Here is a 17,861-nt window from a genome sequence, read left to right on the forward strand (position 1 = left end):
GCCAGACTGGAAAATCAGGCCGTGGCGCATCCCTCTCCAGCAGCCCCGCCCGGAGCCCGTTCCCTCCCGCAGCCCCGTCCCGGCGTCCTTCCTCCCACCCCCAACGCTCCCTCCCGGCAACGCTCCCGGCCCGGAAAATCAGGCCGCGGACCCCTGAAACGTACCGACATTGCGCCTTCGCCCTTCCAACGTGCCGTATTTCCGCACTGTGTGAGGAAACATGCCCGGTACCGCTTCTCTTCCGACAACGACGGCACCAAGGGCGCCGGGGCCGCCTTTGGCGAACCGGCCCCGCGCGCCCCGGCTCCTTCCCCCCCGCACGTCCGCCCCGTGCCCGACGTTGCGCATGGGCCGGGGGCGCTTCGCCCGGCCCCTGACGAAGCGGGCCGGGGAGGAACCGGGGGGCTCGAAGCGCGCCTTTTGCCAGCGCAACCGGAAACATAGGGGACTCCTGTCCGGAGACAGGGGAAACACGTTCAGTTTCGGCCTCCGGCGCCATACTCCGGGCCCGCTTCGGGCCCCGCGCCGGGGCGGGCCGACGCCACCAGGCGGTGCCAGCCGGGCCGGGGATCGTGACCGGCAGTGGATTTTGGGTTGCGCGGCTTCGGGCGAACCCCTAGAATCATGACAAATTGTACAGGAGAGATGCCATGAAGAAGCAGATCGCTAGCCTTGTGCTGGGCCTTGCGGCCCTCGCGGCCCTGTCGGGCTGCATGGTCGTCGCCGCCGGGGCGGTGGCGGGCGGGGGCACCTATGCCTACATTTCCGGCTGGGGCGAGCAGTCCTACAACGTGGATGTGGCCGACTCCTATGATGCGGCCCTGCGGGCCTGTTCGGCCCTGAACCTGCACGTGGAGTCCAAGTCGCGCTCCCTGAGCGACGCCTCCATCAGCGCCAAGGACGGCGAGACGCCCGTCTGGATCAAGATGGAAGCCCTGAATCCCAAGGTCACGAAGGTTCGCGTGCGCGTGGGCTATCTGGGCGACGAGCCGGCGACCCAGCGCATCCAGCAGGCCATCCGCAACCAGATGTGAGCGCCCCCGCATCGTGGAGCAACGACAACCCGCCGCGAGGCGGGTTTTTTCTTGCCCGTGCCCCGGGGCGGCGTTATGTTTCTATATGGGAGGCTCCGCCGCCAGAGGTGTCGGCCTCCATCTTTTCATCCTTTGGCCAAGGAGCGGACATGGCCGCGCGGATCCTCCCCCTGCACGAGGTGCACGATGTGCGCGAACGCATTCTGGGCGCCCTGGCGGACCTGTTGGCCCTGGGCGGCCCGGCGCGGGTGACCTCGGCGGCCGTCGCCGCCCGGGCCGGGCTGGACGAAGCCCTCATCCGGCGCACCTTCGGCGGTCTGGCCCGGCTCCAGGACGCCTTCGCCCACAGCAAGCGCTTCTGGCCCGGGCTGGGCGAGCTGGCTGGCGGCGACGCGGCCACCCTGCGCGGGCGGCCCCTGGGCGAGGTCTTGTCGCATTTTTTCCGGGGCTACCTGCGGGCCATCCTGGCCCGGCCCTGGACCCTGGCGGTCATGGAGGCCGAGGCCCGGGGCGAGTATTGCCAGTTGACGCACGCCCTGGGCTATGTCCGCGAGCGGCGGGCCCTGGAGTTTTTCGAGGCGGCCCTGGAGGGCGACCCGCCTCCGGAGCTGGATCTGTCCGCCGTGATCCTGCTCATGGCCATGGCCATCGGCTCGGTGGGCATCCGCTCGTTGCACGACCGCAGCCTGGGCGGCATCGCCCTGGACTCCCCCGCAGGCTGGGAGCGCATCGAAGCCGCGCTCGATCTTCTGCTGGTGGGGGCCCTGGACGGCGCCTCGGCCCGCCCGCGAAGCCACGGCGGCGCGGGCTCGGCGAAGAATGATGAAAAGTGTTGAAAGTGCGTGGGAAAGTGCTAGTCTTATACCGTCTGTAAGGCTCCGGCGGGTGCCGGGGCCGCAACCACATGAATGCGAGGAATCTATCATGATGCACAAGAAATCCGGGCTGCTGGCCCTGACCTTTGCGCTGTGCGCCGTCCTGCTTGCCGCTGGTGGCGCCCAGGCGAAGACCGAACTGGTGTCCAAGGTGGACAGCTTCGTGCTGTTCGTCGACTACTCCGGCTCCATGGCCATGTCCAATGCGGACGCCAAGCAGGAGAAGATCGAGATGGCCAAGGACCTGCTGGAGAAGATGAACGCCAAGATTCCGGCCCTGGGTTACGACTCGCGGCTGGCGACTTTCGCCCCGACCTCCAAGCTTTACGCGGGCACCTTTGACCGCGACGCCATGGGCAAGGCCATCGGCTCCCTGGCCTCCGGCTACGAGATCTTCGGTCGCATGACGCCCATGGGCGGCGGGCTGGAGGACATTCGTCCGACCCTGGATTCCCTCAAGGGCCGCATCGCCGTCATCGTCTTCTCCGACGGCGAGAGCAACCAGGGCAAGAATCCCGTGCCCGTCGCCACCGAGCTGTACAACGCCTTCGGCGGCCGCCTGTGCTTCCACGCCGTGTCCTTCGCCGACAAGGCCGAGGGCCAGGCGACCATGGACGCCATCGGCAAGCTCTCCCAGTGCTCCGTGTCGGCTTCCGCCATGGATCTGCTGAACAGCGAGGCCGCCCTGGACAAGTTCGTGCGCGACGTGTTCTACGACGAGGTCGAGATCGCCGAGCCCGCCCCGGCGCCCGCCGCGACCGCGCCCGTGGCCGAGGTCATGCCCCTGCGCATCCACTTCGATTTCGACTCCGCCAAGATCCGCGACGACATGGCCCCGATCCTGGATGAGGCCGCCGAGCAGATCAAGACCCGCGGCGGCAACGTGACCCTGGAAGGCCACACCTGCAACATCGGCACCGACGCCTATAACCAGGGCCTGTCCGAGCGCCGCGCCGCCTCCGTGAAGGCCTATCTGGCCAAGCAGGGCATCGCCGGTTCCGGCATGACCACCGTGGGCAAGGGCGAAAGCATGCCCAAGTACGACAACGACACCGACGAGGGCCGCAAGCTCAACCGTCGCGTGGAGATCATCTTCGAGTAACCCTCGGGGACGTTCGCCAGTTCAGGGCCCGGCGCGCCAGCGCCGGGCCCTTTTTGCGTCCGGCGGGGAAGCGGCTGCCCGCCGCGTGCCGGTGCCCCTTCGGCCTGGGCGCCGACCGTATCGAGCCGAGCTTTGCGGGAGGGGCCCGGCGTGTTCCTGTCCGGTCAGGCATGCCCGGTCAGGCATGTCCAACCGGTTTTCTGGCCGGTTTCCCTGGCCGAATCCACTGTCGGGGCATCTTTGGCGGATGCCTGTCTGGCTGGGCCTCTTTTGCCAAGCCTGTTCGAACGCATGCCCGCCCGGGCGTGCTCCGGGACATTCTGCCCGGCGTGCCAATGGTTGGTGGAACCAACAGGTTGCGGGGGGCAGGGGCTTGGGATACAAATCCAGACCATGCATATGCCCTCGCGCCCCCTGCGTCGTCTCGCCCTCGGCGTTTTGCTGACCCTCGCCCTGGCCGGGCTGGGCGGTTGCGGTTCGGACTCCGAAAAAAGCGTCCAGGCGCCGGACCCCTTGGCCCGCGAACGCGGCCAGGACTGGGCCGCCAGCGTCAATGCCACGGACTGGCTGGCCACCGTGCGTGCCGAAGAGGCCGCACGGACCTGGGCCGAGCGCGTGGGCGCCAGCGCCCTGGCCGGGGCCGAGGCCGCCGCCGCCCGCGCCGCCGCCGCGCCCCCCGCCCGGGTGGCCAAGGCGCCCGCCCCGGCGGAAAAGGGCAAAACCATGGCCAAGGCTTCCGCCAAGCAGGGCAAGACCGTCGCCAAGACCCACGGCAAACAGGCCGCCCCGGCCAAAGGCTCGGGCGCGGAAGCCGTGCGCACCCAGTTCGACACCTTCGCCCGGGCCTGGGTGGGGCGCATCAGCCGCAACCTTCGCCACACGGCGGCGGACATGGCCCTGCAACGCGACGGCGGCGGCGCGGTTGTCGCCAGCTTCATGGAAGTGGACCACGATTCCCTGGAGATGCAGGTCAAGCCCTCGGCCTCGGGCGGAGCCTCCTGCCCCTTTGTAGGCGTGCTGCGCTATCAGGAGCACCACTACGAATCGCGCGCCTCCAGCGAGGACGAGGCGCGCCGGGGGCCGTTCACCCGCGTGAAGACCCAGCGGGTGACGGAAATATTCCGCTACGTTTCCGGCCGCTGGACCAACTGAACCGCCCGCTCTTCCCGTCTTCTTCCGGCCCCTGCGGCCCTCCGCGGCCCGGCGCCCGGCTCCTCCCGGCGCGAGCGGCTTGCCCCTGGGCCGTTTTTTGCCTAGGGTGAAAGCCGATCCCGTCAACAGCAATTCCCCCCCTTTGGAGGTCTTCCATGAGCGCAGCGGAAAAAGTGCACCACATCGGCAAGCCCGGCGACGACTCCGCCAACGGCGGAGGCTCCATGCCACCCGCCGCCCCCTGCTGCGGGGCGGACGAGACCACCCGCCGCGACATGAGCAAGGTGGCCCTGTTCGTCTCGCTTCTGGCCGTGGTGCTGCTGGTGGTCTTTTTCTTCGGGTTGAACCAGAACCTGAAGGGCGTCGCCGCCACGGTGGATCAACTGGCCCTGACCACCGGCGACCTGAACGGCCGCATGGACGGCATCGAAGGCAAGGTGGCCGAGTTGGAGAATCTGCCCGAAAAGAGCCGGATGATGGTCATGGGCACCATGCTTCAGGAGATGGCTCAGCGCACGGCCTACCTGGGCACCCAGATGCCCACCACCGAGCAGAACGAGAAGCTGCACCAAGCCATGGAGCTGCTCCAGCAGGTGCAGACCGAGATCGCCGTCCAGCAGCAATAGCGGGCGCATGTTTTCTGGCCAGACGGGCGGTGGGCGCGAGCCTTCCGCCCGTCTTGTTTTTATGCCATGCTCGGGTCGGAGGCGTGGCCGTGCCCGCCGGGAGCCGTCGTATGGAGCACGTGGTCGTAAGCATGGACAACGGGGACGTTCTCGAATTTTCGGGAACCCTCGTGGCGCGCTCCAGCCGCGAGATCGCCCGGGACGGGCGGCGCAGCACGGTCTTCGAGTACCGCCTGTACCGCACCGAGGCGGGCGGCTACGTCCTGGCCCTGGACAGCTTCGAAAAGATCCGCGCGCGCAGTTTCTTCCTGCGCTTCAATTCCCGCGACGACGCCCGCGACTACGTGGCCCGCGACGACGGCGCCGCCGCCCTGACCCGCGACCTTTTCGGCCCCGGGGAGGACGGCGGGGGAGAGCGCGGCTAGGGGCGCAAGGCGCCTCTGCGGCGCATCCGGTTTGTTTTTTCGTGATTTCCTGCCGCGTTGTGCCCGCATGGCCTGATGCCGCGCCCGGGTCCGGTGGTCGGCACCGGTGCGTCTGGCGTGGGTGCGGGCGTGGCGTCCCGGCTCGCGCGAGCGGTCCGTCGCGGCGTCGTTGGGCTATGCCGACGGCTCACCGGGCGCGGCCAGACGCAGCAGGGCCGCCGCGAGCAGGGCGTCGTCCAGCAGCGGGGCGCTGGCCGGGCTGACCAGTGCGGCGGGGCACACGGCGATGCCCCTCGCGGCCAGGGGGCCGGGGTCCACGCCGTGCTCCGGGGCGGCGAGCACGAAGTCCAGGGTCCGGGCTGCGGCGCCCGGGGGCAGGTCGGCGCGCAGGGCGTCGTCCAGCAGCAGGGTCTGGGTCGTGGGCGTCAGGCCCAGGGCCTCGGGGTCGTGGCCCAGGTTGGGCACGAAGACCTTGGGGCAGGGGTTGGCCGCCACGGCGCGGCCCACGCCCCGGGGCAGCAGGTTGGCCATGATGCTCGTGTAGAAGCTGCCCATGGGCAGCACGATGAGTGCGGCCCCGGCGATGAGTCGGCGCACGGTGGCGCCGATGGCGCAGGGCGGGGCGGGGCGGCCTTCCAGGTCGGCCACCAGCCGCAGGCGGCGGATGGGCGCGGTCAGGGGCGGAGCCTCCTTGCCCGTGAGCAGATGCTGGCCGATCACCGTGCGTCCATCGGCCAGGTCGGCGGCCAGGTGCAGGTCGTCCTCCACCGTGGGCAGCACCGTGCCGCGCACTCCGGCCAGATGCGCGAAGGTGAAGACCACCGGCCCGAAGCGGCGGTGGGCCTCCAGGTAGCCCGCCGTCAGGATCAGGTTGCCGATGCTGGCTCCGCGCAGGTCGAACCCGCGCGGCATGTGTTCGAGGAAAACCCCCAGATAATGGCGCACCACGCCGCCCAGGGGCTCGGGTACCCGGGCCGTCAGCGGGTGCGTGCCCGTGGCCAGCTCGGCCAGTTCGGCGTCCAGCCCGGCGGGGTCCGCGCCCTTGGGAAAGCGCGTGGCGAACAGCTCGATGATTTGCGGGCCGCCTTCGGCCAGGGCCATGAGTCGGTTGCGCAGATCGCCGGGGGCGGGCATGGCGAAGGCTTGGCGCAGGGCGGCGGAACTGCCCCCGGAGTCGAAGGGCGTGACCAGATGCACGGAGTTGTGGGTGTGGCGGATCAGGCGCCGCGAGAGCCCGCGCAGGGCCGTGCCGCCCGAGAAGAACAGGATGCGCGGCCCCCGGGCGGGCTCGGCCGCCGGGGCCGGGAGCGGGCCGTCGAGGCGCGGGACGGGCAGGATGTGGGTGCGCATGGCAGGGGATAAGCAGAACACAAATCCCGGCCTCTGTCCACGCGCGGAGGGAATGCGGGGACGTGTGGCCCGCGGGAGGCCCGCACGGCGCACAGGCGCGGGCAGGAGAGCGGCATGTGCACGGCGCGCAGGCCTGAGGTGGCCGCCGGGCGCGCGGCTCCGGCGTTGCGGCGCGGGGGGATTTGCCGCCTCGGCTCCCGGGGTTTCCTTCGCGGTAAAATCCTGTATGGTCGCGCGGAACTCCATCCGCAAGCAAGGGAGGACGCCATGTACGTCCAGTGCGTTTCGTGCGCGAGGAAATACCGTTTCAATCCGGCATCCGTGCCGCCGGGCGGGGCCTCGGCGGTGTGCAAGGGCTGTGGGACCCGACTGCCCGTGGCGCCGCGGGGCAACGTGGAGGGCGACGCCACGCGCCCGCCCGTGACCAAGGCCGCCCACCAGAAGGAACTGAAGTGGTACGCGCGCATGGAAGAGCTGTTGCGGGCCATGGGTTTCGAGCGCAAGACTGCGGAATACAACATGATGTTTTTCATGCTCCGCGAGTTCCGCAAGCGCCTGGGCATCACCTTTTTCGACATGGGCTGTAGCGCGCGGGTCAAGCGCGTGGACCGCGAGCTGGCCTACGCCCGGCTGTCGTTCTTCGGCGACTGCTGCGTGCCGCCCGTGCCCGGCGGGCCGCAAAGCTGCATCCCGGACCTGCTGTGCGGCATGGCCGACGTGCTGCGCGCCAAGGATTCGGCCCGGCGCTTCTCCATGGCCGAACTGCTGCGCGTGGTCTACCCCGACTCCTTCCCGGTGCTGGTGCGCTTCGTGCTCGGCGTGGGCTTCGAGACCTCCCACGGCGAAACGCTCTACGGCGGCGCGGTGCAGATCGACATCGGCCTGGACGCCGTGCGCGACCTGCCCGAGGGCTACGACGGGGCGGACCTGGAGCGCCGCGCGCGGGTGGAGATTTCGCGCGTGCCCATCGAAACCGGGCAGATGCCCCTGCGCGAGCTGGCGACCCCGGGGCTGCACCTGCGCCCGGAGCGCGATCCGGACCTGCGCTGCGTCTGCCCGGCCCTGGACGCCCTGTTGGCCCACTACGCCGGACGGGCCTGACCCGAAGCCGTCCGCCCGCGCCTTGGAGCAGGATACGTTTTCTTTCCGGCACCTTGCGGAGCCATCGGCCTTGACCCGCCCGTGAAGTGTGCTATCCTGCCCCGGAAACCGGCATGGGTACCGCCGCCTTGGCGGCGCACGGGAAGGAGGCTCCCTTGGAACGCGTCATGACCACCGCCATGACCCGCATCATGCCCCGCGCCACGCCTGGGGCCCCGGGTGCCCTGGGCCGCGCGGCGCTGCTGACGGCCCTGGCCCTGGCCTGCGTGCTGGCCCTGGCCGCCTGCGACAGCGGCGCCCCGGGCACGGACGCCCTCCCGGCGCCCGTGCCCGGCGTCGGCGATTCCGAAATCCTGCTCGGCTCGTCCCTGGCCCTGTCCGGCCACGCCAGCTACCTGGGCCGCCAGACCCTGCTCGGAGCCATGAGCTACATCCGCCACGTCAACGAGCAGGGCGGCGTCCACGGGCGGACCATCCGCGTCATCACCTACGACGACCAGTACGAGCCCGCCCTGTGCGTGGCCAACACCCAGAAGCTGCTCATCGAGGACGACGTGTTCGCGCTGTTCTGCTACGTGGGCACGCCGACGGCGGTGAAGATCATCCCCATGGTCGAGGAGGCCGGAATCCCCCTGGTCGGCCTGTTCACCGGGGCCAATGCCCTGCGCGAGCCCTTCCACCGCTACATCATCAACGTGCGCGCCTCGTACTACCAGGAAACCGCCGAGGCCGTGCGCCGCTTCGTGGAGGACCTGGGGCTCACGCGCATCGCCGTGTTCTACCAGTACGACGCCTACGGCTTCGACGGGCTCAAGGGCACCGAGCTGGCCCTCAAGCGCTACGACATGGCTCCCGTGGCCCGGGGCAGCTACGCCCGGGGCACCCTGGACGTGGAGGACGGCCTGGCGCGGATCATGGCCTCGGGTGCCGAGGCCGTGGTCATGATCGGCACCTACGAGCCCTGTGCCAAGTTCATTCGCCTGGCCCACGAGAGCGGGTTCCGCCCGCTGTTCCACAACGTGTCCTTCGTCGGCGCCGAGGAACTGGCCCGCCGCCTGGGGCCGGACCACGGCGACAAGGTCTTCGTGACCCAGGTCGTGCCGCCGCCGGAGTCGCCCGAATCCAAGACCCTGCTGTGGGGCGCCGGGGAGTACACCGAGCTTCTGGCGCGCTACTACCCCGGCGAGCCGCCCAACTCCGTGGGCCTGGAGGGCTACATCAACGCCAAGGTGCTGGTCGAGGGCCTGCGCCGCGCCGGGCGCGAGCTGACCCGCGACGGCCTGCTCGACGCCCTGGAATCCATCCACGACTTCTCGTTGGGCATCGCCAATACCCTGAGCTTTTCGGCCACGGACCACCAGGGCTTCGACAGCGTGTACTTCACCCGTTTCCAGGACGGCCGCTTCGTGCTCATCAGCGACTGGAACGAACTGGGGCAAAGCCTGGGGCTCGCGCCAGTGGCGTCGCCCCGCAGGGCCCCTGCACCCATGGCACCCGCCCCCCCCGCGGGAGCGCAGTAGGCACCGGCCATGAAGCGGCTGCGCGGCATCACCCTCAAGCGCAAGATCACCTTCTCCATTCTGGCGGTGATCATGTGCATCAGCGTGGCCATCGCCCTGTTGGCGCGCTGGATTCTGCTTTCCAGCCTCACGGCGGAGTTGCAGCACCGGGGCATCGCCATCGCCCAGTCCGTGGCCGACCAGGGCAGCGGCTTCGTGCTCGACGGCAACCACCCGGCGCTGACGGCGCTGCTCTTCGACATGAGCAAGCTCGGCGAGCGGCGCGATCTGGTGTCTTATGCGTTCGTCACCGGGCCGGAGAACGAGGTCCTGGCCCACACCTTCACCCGACCCTTTCCCGAGGGCCTGCGCCACCAGAACCCCCTGGTCGGCGATCGGCCCGCCGCCGCCGTGAGGCAGATCGAGGTCGGCGGCGAACCGGCGCTGGACATCGCCGTGCCCGTGCTCGAAGGCATCTACCGCATCGCCACGGTCCACGTCGGGCTGAACCAACTGCACATCGACCGTCTGGTCTCCAAGCTGCGCATCACCTTCCTGGGCTTCATCGCCCTGGTGGTCATCATCATTTCCTGGATCAGCCACCGCCTGTCGGGCTACATCACCCTGCCGGTGACCAAGCTCATCGAAATGTCCGACGAGATCAGCAAGGGCAACCTCAACTTCCGGCTGGACCTGGGCAGGCAATACGAGGGCATCCTTTCGGACCACGCCCGCGAGGAGCGCTGCCCGGCCTACCACAATTCCGACCTGCCCTGCTGGCACGTGGACCGCACCCTGGGCCCCGTGTCCCCGGGCGGGCCGCAGCCCGAAAAGCCGCCCTATTGCCGCGAGTGCGTCATCCGCCGCAAGCAGACCGGCGACGAGGTGCTCCAGCTTGCCGATTCCTTCGTCTACATGGTGCGGTCCATCAAGCTCTACCGCAACCGCCTGCGCGAGTCGGAGTCCAAGTACCGCTCGCTGTTCGACGCCGGGCCGGACCCGATCTTCGTGCTCGCGCGCAGCTCCCTGCGCGTGCTCGACGTGAACCCCCGCGCCGAGGAGATATACGGCTACACCGAAGGCGAGCTGCTGGGCATGACCTTCCACGCCCTGGAGGCCGAGGACTCCATGGGCTCGCTGGCGACCTTCGCCGACCACGAAACCGGGCCCGGGCAGTGCGTGTTCTACCCCAAGGCCATCCACCACAAGAAGAACGGCCAGCCCTTCTTCGTGAACATGCACGCCTGCGCCACGCGCTACGGCGGCCGCGAGGCGCTCATCGTCTCGACCACCGACATCACCGACATGGTCGAAAAGGATGCCCAGCTCATCCAGGCCAGCAAGATGACCACCCTGGGCGAAATGAGCGCGGGCATCGCCCACGAGCTCAACCAGCCGCTCAACGCCATCAAGATGGGCAGCGATTTTCTGGGCATGGTCGTGGACCAGGGCGGGCAGGTGCCCGGCGAGCAGCTTGCCCTGGTCACCCGCGAAATGAGCCTCCAGGTGGACCGCGCCACGGAAATCATCAACACCCTGCGCCAGTTCGGGCGCAAGTCGGGCATGACTCCCGAAACCCTGGACCCCAACCGCTCGGTACGCTCCGTGCTCAAGATCATCGGGCGCCAGTTGGAGATCCAGCGCATCGGCGTGGCCCTGGACCTGGCCGAGGACCTGCCGCCCATCCGCGCCCACGACAACCGCCTGCAACAGGTGCTCTTCAACCTCGTGTCCAACGCCCGCGACGCCATCAACATGTGGTCCGACCCCGACGACGGCGACCTGGACCACCGTCAGGTGACCCTGCGCACCTTCCGGGAGAACGGGCAGGTGGTCATCACCGTGGCCGACACCGGCTGCGGCATTGACCAGTCGCAGGTGGAAAAGATATTCGAGCCCTTCTACACCACCAAGGAAACGGGCAAGGGAATGGGCCTCGGGCTTGCGATTTCGTACGGAATAGTGAAAGACTACGGGGGCGAAATTTCCGTGACCTCGCGCATCGGCGCGGGCACGACATTCCGGCTGGCCTTCCCGCCGGCGCACTAGAAAGGAACGGCCATGAGCAAGATTCTTGTCATCGACGACGAAAAGCCGACGCTGTCCATGTTCAAGCTGTTCCTGGGCGCCTACGGCTACGAGGTGCTTACCGCCGAAAGCGGCGAGGAGGGCCTGGAGGTCTTCCAGGCCGAGCGACCGCCCATCGTGCTGACGGACATCAAGATGCCCGGCATGGACGGGCTCCAGGTCTTGAAGCGCATCAAGGAGATCGATCCCCTGGCCGAGGTCATCGTCATCACCGGCCACGGCGACATGGACGTGGCCATCAAGGCCCTGAACCTCAACGCCACGGACTTCATCAACAAGCCCATCCAGAAGACCGACCTCGACGCGGCCCTGCGCCGGGCCAAGGAGCGCCTGCAACTCATGCGCGACCAGGAAGAGGAGGTCGGCGTGCGCACGGTGGGCGAGGTGACCTTCGTGGACGTGCGCGGCAACATCACCGCGCGGTCGGAGCCGTTCCTGGTGGCGGCCTTCGAGCGCATCGGGCCCGCAGGGCGGGTCGTCCTGCGCTTCGAGGACAACTCGTCCATCAACGGGGCGGGCATCGCCGTGCTGATCCAGCTTCTGACCGACAGCGAGCGCCACGGCACGGCGGTGGCCCTGGCCGGCCTGTCCGAGAACTTCCGCAAGGTCTTCGACCTGGTGGGCATCACGCGTTTTACGACCATCTTCGACACCGAGGACGAGGCCGTGGCCGCCCTGGCCGCCCGTTAGCCCGGGCACCGGTCCGGCGCCAGGAGCCGGTTTTTTGCAAAAAGCCGCGCGCCCCTTTCCATCCGGAAAGGGGCGCGCTTTGGTGCCTGGCGCCCGCGAGGGGCGCCTGAGCCGGGTCACGTCGCGCCGGGCTAGTCCTTGGCGACCATGACGCTGCTGGCCTTGACCATGGCCTGGACCTTGTCGCCGACCTTGAGCTTCATGCGCTCCACGGAATTCTTGGTGATGACGGAAACGATCTCCACCCCGGGGGCGACTTCGATGACGACTTCGGCGTTGACCATGCCGATGGTCAGATCCTTGATCTTGCCGGGGATCAGGTTGCGGGCGCTCAGTTGCATGGTGGCTCTCCTTGTTTGATTTTGGGCGGAAGAGAAATTCTTCCATTTGGACAGAATAGGTCTTCGCGCGAGGTGCGTCAAACCGTTTCGGCAATTTCCCGGCCCGGGGTGTTTCGCATGCCCGCACAGCCCGCGAGGCCCCTGCGGCCCGCAGGGCCTGCGTCATGGACAAGCCCGGGCAAGAGGGGTACCTCCTGCCCATGCGAAACGACATCTCCCGTCTGCCCATCGGCGTTTTCGATTCCGGCGTCGGCGGCCTGACCGTGTTGCGTGCCCTGCGCGAGCGGCTGCCTGCCGAGAGCTTCCTCTACCTGGGCGACACCGCGCGCCTGCCCTACGGCAGCAAGAGCCCGCAGTCCGTGGTGCGCTATGCCCTGCAATGCACGCGTCAGCTCGTGGAGCGCGGGGTGAAGATGCTCGTCGTGGCCTGCAACACGGCCTCGGCCGTGGCCCTGGAGCCGTTGGCCCAGGCCTGGCCCGAGGTGCCGGTGGTGGGCGTGGTGCGCCCCGGGGCGCGGGCCGGGTGCGCGGCCACGCGCAGCGGGCGCATCGCCGTCATCGCCACCGAAGGCACCGTGCGTGGCGGGGCCTACCAGCGGGCCATCCAGGAGCTGTGCCCCGAGGCGCACATCGTGGCCAAGGCCTGTCCGCTGTTTGTGGCCCTGGCCGAGGAGGGCTGGACCAGCGGGCCCGTGGCCGAGGCCGTGGCCCGCGAGTATCTGGCGCCGCTGTTTCCGGCTTCCGGGGCCGCAGGGGCTCCGGTGCCGGAGGAGGCCCCCGACACCCTCGTGCTCGGCTGCACGCATTTTCCGTTGCTGGCCGGGGCCGTGGCCCGGGTGGTCGGGCCGGAGGTGGCGGTCATCGACTCGGCCCGCACCGCCGCGACCGAGGTCGCCGACACCCTGGCGCGCACGGGCCTCGCGGCGCCCCAGGGCACCCCGGCGCCCACGCGCTTTCTGGCCACCGACGACCCCGAGCGCTTCGCCCGCGTGGGCGGCCTGTTCCTGGGCCGGACCCTGGCCCGCGAGGACGTGGCGGTGGTGGACCTGTAGGTCGGTCCCGAAGGCTTCCGCGCGGCATGGCCGCGGCGCCGGGCGCGGGGCGGACGGACCTTGGCCGTTCCCGGGCGGGGCTTAGGAAAATTCGGGCACGAAGTCGCACACGGCGGTCGCCAGCAGGGGCAGCAGGTCCTTGGTGCGCGAGTTGTAGCGGAACTCCAGTTCCTTCAGGTAGAGCGGGAAGCGCTGGGGCGTGACGCCGTGGTACTTGAGCAGGCGTTGGCCCGCGTAGCTCCAGAAGCCTTCGGGCGCGGTGTCGATGCTTACGCCGCGCCGGGAGGTCTTGATGTAGTCGGCGGCGGCCGAGTTGCCCAGGCAGCAGATCAGGGTGTCGTAGCGCTGGTAGCGGTCCGTATAGGCCACGTTGCCCTGGCGCACGACGCTCATCTGGAAGTTGAGCTGGAAGTGCAGGATGGTTTCGGCGTCGAAACCGGGCACGAGGTCCACGAAAACCCATTCGCGGCGGTCCATGATGCCGAAGACGGGGGTTTCCACCTTGCCGCAGAGGCCGGGGCGGTCCTTGAGCATGCGCCCGGACAGGGTCAGCCCCAGGCAGGACTGCTCGCCCAGGAGCTGCTTGGCGTCCAGGGCGCGGGCCAGGATGGCGAAGCGCAGGGTGTTCACGGCCTTGTAGGCCGTGTTGTACGACAGGCCCAGCTCGCGCGAGACCTGGCGCGCCGTGGCCTCCTCGGCAAACAGGCGCATGACCTGGAGCCAGTCGCGGCTGGTCAGGTTGCAGTTGTTGATCCAGCGGCCCGAAAAGTCGTGGAACGTGTAGCGGCAGCGGGCGCAACGTCTGCGCCCGCTTTTTAGACGGTAGTTCTTGCGGCTTTTGCAGCGCGGGCAGAAGCGCTGGTGGTTCTCCCAGCAGTGGCGCAGCAGGTAGCGCTCGGCGCTGGCCTCGTCGGCCACCAGGGCGTCGAACTGGTCCCGGTCCATGAGCATGGCTCCCCCTACCCGCCGATGGACGACATGACCCGGTCGCAGACCTGGGCCCGCCTGCGCATTTCGAGCAGCTCGTAGCCCATGGGCTTGCTGCGCAGGGCGCGGCGCATGATCTCCACCACGTGGGAGGGGCCCAGGCGCGGGTGGCGCAGGGCCGGGCGCAGCCGGTATTCCTTGTCCGAGAACAGGCAGGTGCGCAGGCGGCCGTCGGAAGTGACGCGCAACCTGTTGCAGCTTTTGCAGAAATGGTCGGACAGGGCCGAGATGACCCCCAGGCGGCCCTGGCCGCCCGCGATGGTGTACAGCCGCGCCGGGCCCTCGGTGCGGTGGTGGCGTTCCACGGGGGTCAGGCGGACCATGGCTCCGGCCTGTTCGATAATTTCCTTTGCCGTCCAGGTGGTTGCGTCGCTCCAGCGCGTGGTGGCGCCGATGGGCATGAACTCGATGAAGCGCACGTCCACAGGCTTGTCGCAGGCCAGTCGCACGAAGGCGGGCAGCTCCGCGTCGTTGACGCCCTTCATGGCCACCACGTTGATCTTCACCCGCAGGCCCAGGCCCAGGCACTCGTCGATGGCCGCCAGCACGCGGTCGAGCATGTCGCGCCCGGTGATGTCGCGGAAGCGCGCTGGGTCCAGGGTGTCCATGGAAATGTTGATGCGCCGGATGCCCAGGTGCTTGACCGCGGCGGCCTTGCCCGCGAGCAGGGTGGCGTTGGTGGTGATGCGCACGTCCAGCTCGGGGCAGTGCTCGCGCAGCAGGCCGAGGAAGGCCAGGAAATCGCGCCGGGCAAAGGGCTCGCCGCCCGTGAGGCGCAGCTTTTCCACGCGCAGGGCCCGCGCCGCGCGGGCCAGGGCGACCATCTCCTCGTAGGTCAGGATGTTTTCGTGGGGCAGGTATTCCATGTCCTGCTGCCCGGCGCGGCAGTAGAAACAGTTCAGGTTGCAGCGGTCGGTAACCGACAGGCGCAGGTAGCTGACTTCGCGGCCGTATCCATCCACAAGCATGGGTCCACTCCTTGTTGCTGCCCGGGGCCCGCGGGAAGGCGGGACGTGGGGCCGGGGGCGCCCGGTGGCCCGTGCCGCGGGCGCGGAGCGCCGGGGTCGGCGGGGTGCCTTCCGCAAGGCTGCGGCGCCGGGCGTTTCCGGCGCCAGGGCCGCCCGGCCCGGGAATCCACCACTATCATCCGCGCGGGGCGGCGTCGATGGTCTTGTGCGCCTTTTCGGCGCGTCCGGGTGCGGGGGGCGCCGGGCGGGGGTGGTGTGCGCGGCGGGGCGTCAACCCTTGGTCGGGCCGCCCGTTCCGGGCTGGGGGGCCTGGGGTTGCAGCCGTTCCAGGCGCTCCAGGTCCGCCGGGAAGTTGATGTTCAGGAAGGCGTCGGCCTCGTGGGCGGCGCAGGGGAGGTCGTGGCGCGCCTCGGGGGGGATGGCGCGGGCGAGCTTGTAGAGCCCCTGGGCGGCGGCGGCGGCCAGCAGCGGCGCGGCGGCTTGTTCGTAGACGGCCACCAGCGGCTCGATGCGCCCCGTGGCGCTCTGGCGGAAGGTGGTCATGACCGCTCCGCCGGGGCGGGCGGCGCGCCCGGCCAGCAGGCGGGCCAGGGCGGCGTCGTCCAGCAGGGGCAGGTCGCAGGCGAGCACCAGCAGCGGCCCGCCCACGCGGCGCAGCCCGGTCAGGATGCCGCCCAGGGGGCCCATGCCGGGGCTGTCGTCGGGCAGCCAGGGCGCGGCGAGCCCCAGGGGCCCGGGGTCGCGCCCCGACACCCAGACCCGCGCGGCGTGGCGCGCTGCCAGGGCGACCATGCGCGCCAGCAGCGGGCGGCCGTCCACGGGCAGGGCAACCTTGTCCCGGCCCAGGCGGGTGCTGCGGCCTCCGGCCAGCACCAGTGCGTTGACGGTTTCGCTCATGGCGTCCTTCGTCTTGGTTGCGAAGCGGGCGGGGGAGGGGCCTTGGTCCCGCCGCAGGCTGCCGCGTGGGCCGGGGTGGCGTGACCGGGGTGGCCCGGCGATCTTTCCGGCTGCCTCGCAGGGGCTCCGGTCTGGTCCCTGCCTGGGGGCTTCGAGTTCGGGTTCAACCCTGTGCCCGACCCGGCGTTCGGCGCCATTTGGGGCGATGTTTGGCCTTGCCGCCAGGGACGGAGGCTTCGCATTTCGTTTCAGGCTTGGCGTCGTGTCCGCTTTGGGGCCCACTTCCGTATCTGCCCCACGGTTTCGGGGGCCACGGCTGGCCGGGCTCCGCGCCTTCGCGGATACGGATTCTAGGGGTCGCCCCGGGTCCTGTCAATTTCACCAAAGGAGGGCGTCGGGTCGGCTGCCCTGTGGGCATGTGCCTCTTCCAGGGGCGCCCTGCCCGGTTGCGCTTTTGCCCCGGGCGCTGGCGCTGCGGGCGGCTTGCGGGGAAAGAAAAAGGGACTGTGCCCGCCTGCCCGGCGGCCACAATCCCTTGAATTTTCCCTGGAGCCAGCGCGGAGATTTGAACTCCGGACCTGCTGATTACGAAGAACCTGACTGGCTTTCTATGCTGCGTAATTATTGATTATATTTGACACACAGCAGCCCCAAGCCTATTCCTGGCACACCCGGATATACATCGTGTATACCAAAGAAAAATTAAATTATTCAGGCCGTTTACTTTTTATTCCTAATACAAATATAACACCCAATGATTTCAATATCATCTGTAATTTCAGATTCTTACAGGCTACACCTACTGACTTTTGATCAGTTCCCCTTCACGCTAAGTGAAACAGTGTTGTTGAGCTCAAAACTTTGCAAGGCTCAACTTGACATCATCTTATTTCCTAATGACGATGCGCCTACTGTCTGGCCATCGATTGACATCAAGCTGTCTGAGTCTTCAAGCAAATTTCACCCTCCGCACGACCTAAACAGACGGTACGCGTCGAGACATTTATGCACAGACACAGGCGAAATTGATAAGGAAAAAAACAAAGGAGGCGCGTGTGAGCAATACAGAGTTGGCAGACACCCTAAGAGATATTGGCTCTGAAAAATTTGACGGCCTCTCCGATGATCAAACGGCAATAATATATGAGAAGATTTCACGTCGCGAGTTGAGCAAAGAACAACTTGCGGCAATAATACAAACATCACCAACATTTGTGAACGGCTTCGTCGACACAGTGAAGACCATGGCAAAGACAGCTTCAGAGTTAAGCGAGGCCCATAAGAATGCAGTTAAATCATTGGAAATTGTTAAAACTTTTGTTGAACCGCTAAACACCTTGGCGAAACAGTGCGAATCTAAAGAAGAGCGTATTGCTCTAGCGGAAAATATACAAAACGTCGTTTTGGAAATTTGCAATACAATAGCAAAAATTCAAAAGGAAAACAACATGGCTATTCAAGAATTTTCAAATAATCTTGGCAAACGCGCTTTAGCCTTGCTAGCAGCATTTTTTTTAGGTGCCATCAGTGTGTGTATTGTTGCAGCTTACTGCAACAATAGAAAAGATACTCCATCCAAATTCTAGGCACACCACTCAACAAAGATGCCTCTACAACACACATTATGTCCTCAATGCGAAGAGTGCTACGGATATCAGTGGCTCGTCAAACATG

Annotated in this window: 17 protein-coding genes; 12 read left to right on the forward strand and 5 right to left on the reverse strand. The window is 67.8% G+C overall.

The genetic code is table 11. The features are described 5' to 3' along the window. The first annotated feature begins 650 nt into the window (after window positions 1-650). From ACZ5KV_RS14275 to ACZ5KV_RS14300, 6 genes are all read left to right on the forward strand, one after another. On the forward strand, window positions 651-1,034 hold the full coding sequence (locus tag ACZ5KV_RS14275; protein WP_464239956.1) for a DUF3568 family protein: 384 nt from the start codon (window positions 651-653) through the stop codon (window positions 1,032-1,034). Between the two features lie 149 nt (window positions 1,035-1,183). Further along, window positions 1,184-1,870 carry a TetR/AcrR family transcriptional regulator gene (locus ACZ5KV_RS14280; RefSeq protein ID WP_464239957.1) on the forward strand — a complete coding sequence of 229 codons (687 nt, stop codon included), beginning with the start codon at window positions 1,184-1,186 and terminating at the stop codon, window positions 1,868-1,870. Between the two features lie 88 nt (window positions 1,871-1,958). Further along, window positions 1,959-3,011 carry an OmpA family protein gene (locus tag ACZ5KV_RS14285; protein WP_464239958.1) on the forward strand — a complete coding sequence of 351 codons (1,053 nt, stop codon included), beginning with the start codon at window positions 1,959-1,961 and terminating at the stop codon, window positions 3,009-3,011. A gap of 393 nt (window positions 3,012-3,404) precedes the next feature. Continuing rightward, window positions 3,405-4,163 carry a hypothetical protein gene (locus ACZ5KV_RS14290; RefSeq protein WP_464239959.1) on the forward strand — a complete coding sequence of 253 codons (759 nt, stop codon included), beginning with the start codon at window positions 3,405-3,407 and terminating at the stop codon, window positions 4,161-4,163. A gap of 155 nt (window positions 4,164-4,318) precedes the next feature. Next, window positions 4,319-4,789: a hypothetical protein gene (locus ACZ5KV_RS14295; RefSeq protein ID WP_464239960.1), complete on the forward strand. Its 471-nt coding sequence runs from the start codon at window positions 4,319-4,321 to the stop codon at window positions 4,787-4,789. 110 nt (window positions 4,790-4,899) lie between these two features. Further along, on the forward strand, window positions 4,900-5,214 hold the full coding sequence (locus tag ACZ5KV_RS14300) for a hypothetical protein (RefSeq protein ID WP_464239961.1): 315 nt from the start codon (window positions 4,900-4,902) through the stop codon (window positions 5,212-5,214). Between the two features lie 174 nt (window positions 5,215-5,388). Here ACZ5KV_RS14300 and ACZ5KV_RS14305 read toward each other — a convergent pair whose 3' ends face one another. Continuing rightward, window positions 5,389-6,564: a GAK system CofD-like protein gene (locus tag ACZ5KV_RS14305; RefSeq protein ID WP_464239962.1), complete on the reverse strand. Its 1,176-nt coding sequence runs from the start codon at window positions 6,562-6,564 to the stop codon at window positions 5,389-5,391. A gap of 375 nt (window positions 6,565-6,939) precedes the next feature. Here ACZ5KV_RS14305 and ACZ5KV_RS14310 point away from each other — a divergent pair, with 375 nt between their 5' ends. The 4 genes from ACZ5KV_RS14310 (at window position 6,940) to ACZ5KV_RS14325 (ending at window position 11,942) form a co-directional block, all read left to right on the forward strand. Beyond that, window positions 6,940-7,665, forward strand: coding sequence for a hypothetical protein (locus ACZ5KV_RS14310; RefSeq protein WP_464239963.1), 726 nt, complete (start codon window positions 6,940-6,942; stop codon window positions 7,663-7,665). Window positions 7,666-7,856: 191 nt separating this feature from the next. Beyond that, a complete protein-coding gene (locus tag ACZ5KV_RS14315) occupies window positions 7,857-9,185 on the forward strand; it encodes an ABC transporter substrate-binding protein (RefSeq protein ID WP_464241844.1) in 1,329 nt (442 codons plus the stop codon). A 9-nt stretch (window positions 9,186-9,194) separates the two neighbouring features. Next, complete coding sequence (locus tag ACZ5KV_RS14320; RefSeq protein ID WP_464239964.1) at window positions 9,195-11,213, forward strand: ATP-binding protein; 2,019 nt, start codon at window positions 9,195-9,197, stop codon at window positions 11,211-11,213. A 12-nt stretch (window positions 11,214-11,225) separates the two neighbouring features. Then, complete coding sequence (locus ACZ5KV_RS14325; protein WP_464239965.1) at window positions 11,226-11,942, forward strand: STAS domain-containing protein; 717 nt, start codon at window positions 11,226-11,228, stop codon at window positions 11,940-11,942. A 131-nt stretch (window positions 11,943-12,073) separates the two neighbouring features. On the opposite strand, the gene ACZ5KV_RS14330 is transcribed toward ACZ5KV_RS14325, so the two are convergent. Continuing rightward, on the reverse strand, window positions 12,074-12,283 hold the full coding sequence (locus tag ACZ5KV_RS14330) for a TOBE domain-containing protein (protein WP_464239966.1): 210 nt from the start codon (window positions 12,281-12,283) through the stop codon (window positions 12,074-12,076). 200 nt (window positions 12,284-12,483) lie between these two features. Here ACZ5KV_RS14330 and murI point away from each other — a divergent pair, with 200 nt between their 5' ends. Further along, window positions 12,484-13,335: a glutamate racemase gene (murI, locus tag ACZ5KV_RS14335; RefSeq protein WP_464239967.1), complete on the forward strand. Its 852-nt coding sequence runs from the start codon at window positions 12,484-12,486 to the stop codon at window positions 13,333-13,335. 81 nt (window positions 13,336-13,416) lie between these two features. Here the strand turns inward: murI and ACZ5KV_RS14340 are convergent, their stop codons facing one another. From ACZ5KV_RS14340 to mobA, 3 genes are all read right to left on the reverse strand, one after another. Then, window positions 13,417-14,286, reverse strand: coding sequence for a transposase (locus ACZ5KV_RS14340; protein WP_464239968.1), 870 nt, complete (start codon window positions 14,284-14,286; stop codon window positions 13,417-13,419). A gap of 8 nt (window positions 14,287-14,294) precedes the next feature. Beyond that, window positions 14,295-15,290: a GTP 3',8-cyclase MoaA gene (gene moaA, locus ACZ5KV_RS14345; protein ID WP_464239969.1), complete on the reverse strand. Its 996-nt coding sequence runs from the start codon at window positions 15,288-15,290 to the stop codon at window positions 14,295-14,297. A 270-nt stretch (window positions 15,291-15,560) separates the two neighbouring features. Then, entirely contained in the window at window positions 15,561-16,187 is a 627-nt protein-coding gene (gene mobA / locus ACZ5KV_RS14350; RefSeq protein WP_464239970.1) for a molybdenum cofactor guanylyltransferase, read from the reverse strand. A 1,055-nt stretch (window positions 16,188-17,242) separates the two neighbouring features. On the opposite strand from mobA, the gene ACZ5KV_RS14355 reads away from it, so the two are divergent. Further along, the gene (locus ACZ5KV_RS14355) at window positions 17,243-17,773 is read left to right on the forward strand and encodes a hypothetical protein (protein ID WP_464239971.1); all 531 of its coding nucleotides are present in this window, start codon (window positions 17,243-17,245) and stop codon (window positions 17,771-17,773) included. Window positions 17,774-17,861: the final 88 nt, after the last annotated feature.

Source organism: Desulfocurvus thunnarius (genome assembly GCF_055390965.1).

Coding starts and splice junctions, on each gene's coding strand:
- ACZ5KV_RS14275 (WP_464239956.1), top strand. CDS start 651: ATGAAGAAGCAGATCGCTAGCCTTGTGCTGGGCCTTGCGGCCCTCGCG.
- ACZ5KV_RS14280 (WP_464239957.1), top strand. CDS start 1,184: ATGGCCGCGCGGATCCTCCCCCTGCACGAGGTGCACGATGTGCGCGAA.
- ACZ5KV_RS14285 (WP_464239958.1), top strand. CDS start 1,959: ATGATGCACAAGAAATCCGGGCTGCTGGCCCTGACCTTTGCGCTGTGC.
- ACZ5KV_RS14290 (WP_464239959.1), top strand. CDS start 3,405: ATGCATATGCCCTCGCGCCCCCTGCGTCGTCTCGCCCTCGGCGTTTTG.
- ACZ5KV_RS14295 (WP_464239960.1), top strand. CDS start 4,319: ATGAGCGCAGCGGAAAAAGTGCACCACATCGGCAAGCCCGGCGACGAC.
- ACZ5KV_RS14300 (WP_464239961.1), top strand. CDS start 4,900: ATGGAGCACGTGGTCGTAAGCATGGACAACGGGGACGTTCTCGAATTT.
- ACZ5KV_RS14305 (WP_464239962.1), bottom strand. CDS start 6,564: ATGCGCACCCACATCCTGCCCGTCCCGCGCCTCGACGGCCCGCTCCCG.
- ACZ5KV_RS14315 (WP_464241844.1), top strand. CDS start 7,857: ATGCCCCGCGCCACGCCTGGGGCCCCGGGTGCCCTGGGCCGCGCGGCG.
- ACZ5KV_RS14320 (WP_464239964.1), top strand. CDS start 9,195: ATGAAGCGGCTGCGCGGCATCACCCTCAAGCGCAAGATCACCTTCTCC.
- ACZ5KV_RS14325 (WP_464239965.1), top strand. CDS start 11,226: ATGAGCAAGATTCTTGTCATCGACGACGAAAAGCCGACGCTGTCCATG.
- ACZ5KV_RS14330 (WP_464239966.1), bottom strand. CDS start 12,283: ATGCAACTGAGCGCCCGCAACCTGATCCCCGGCAAGATCAAGGATCTG.
- murI (WP_464239967.1), top strand. CDS start 12,484: ATGCGAAACGACATCTCCCGTCTGCCCATCGGCGTTTTCGATTCCGGC.
- ACZ5KV_RS14340 (WP_464239968.1), bottom strand. CDS start 14,286: ATGCTCATGGACCGGGACCAGTTCGACGCCCTGGTGGCCGACGAGGCC.
- moaA (WP_464239969.1), bottom strand. CDS start 15,290: ATGCTTGTGGATGGATACGGCCGCGAAGTCAGCTACCTGCGCCTGTCG.
- mobA (WP_464239970.1), bottom strand. CDS start 16,187: ATGAGCGAAACCGTCAACGCACTGGTGCTGGCCGGAGGCCGCAGCACC.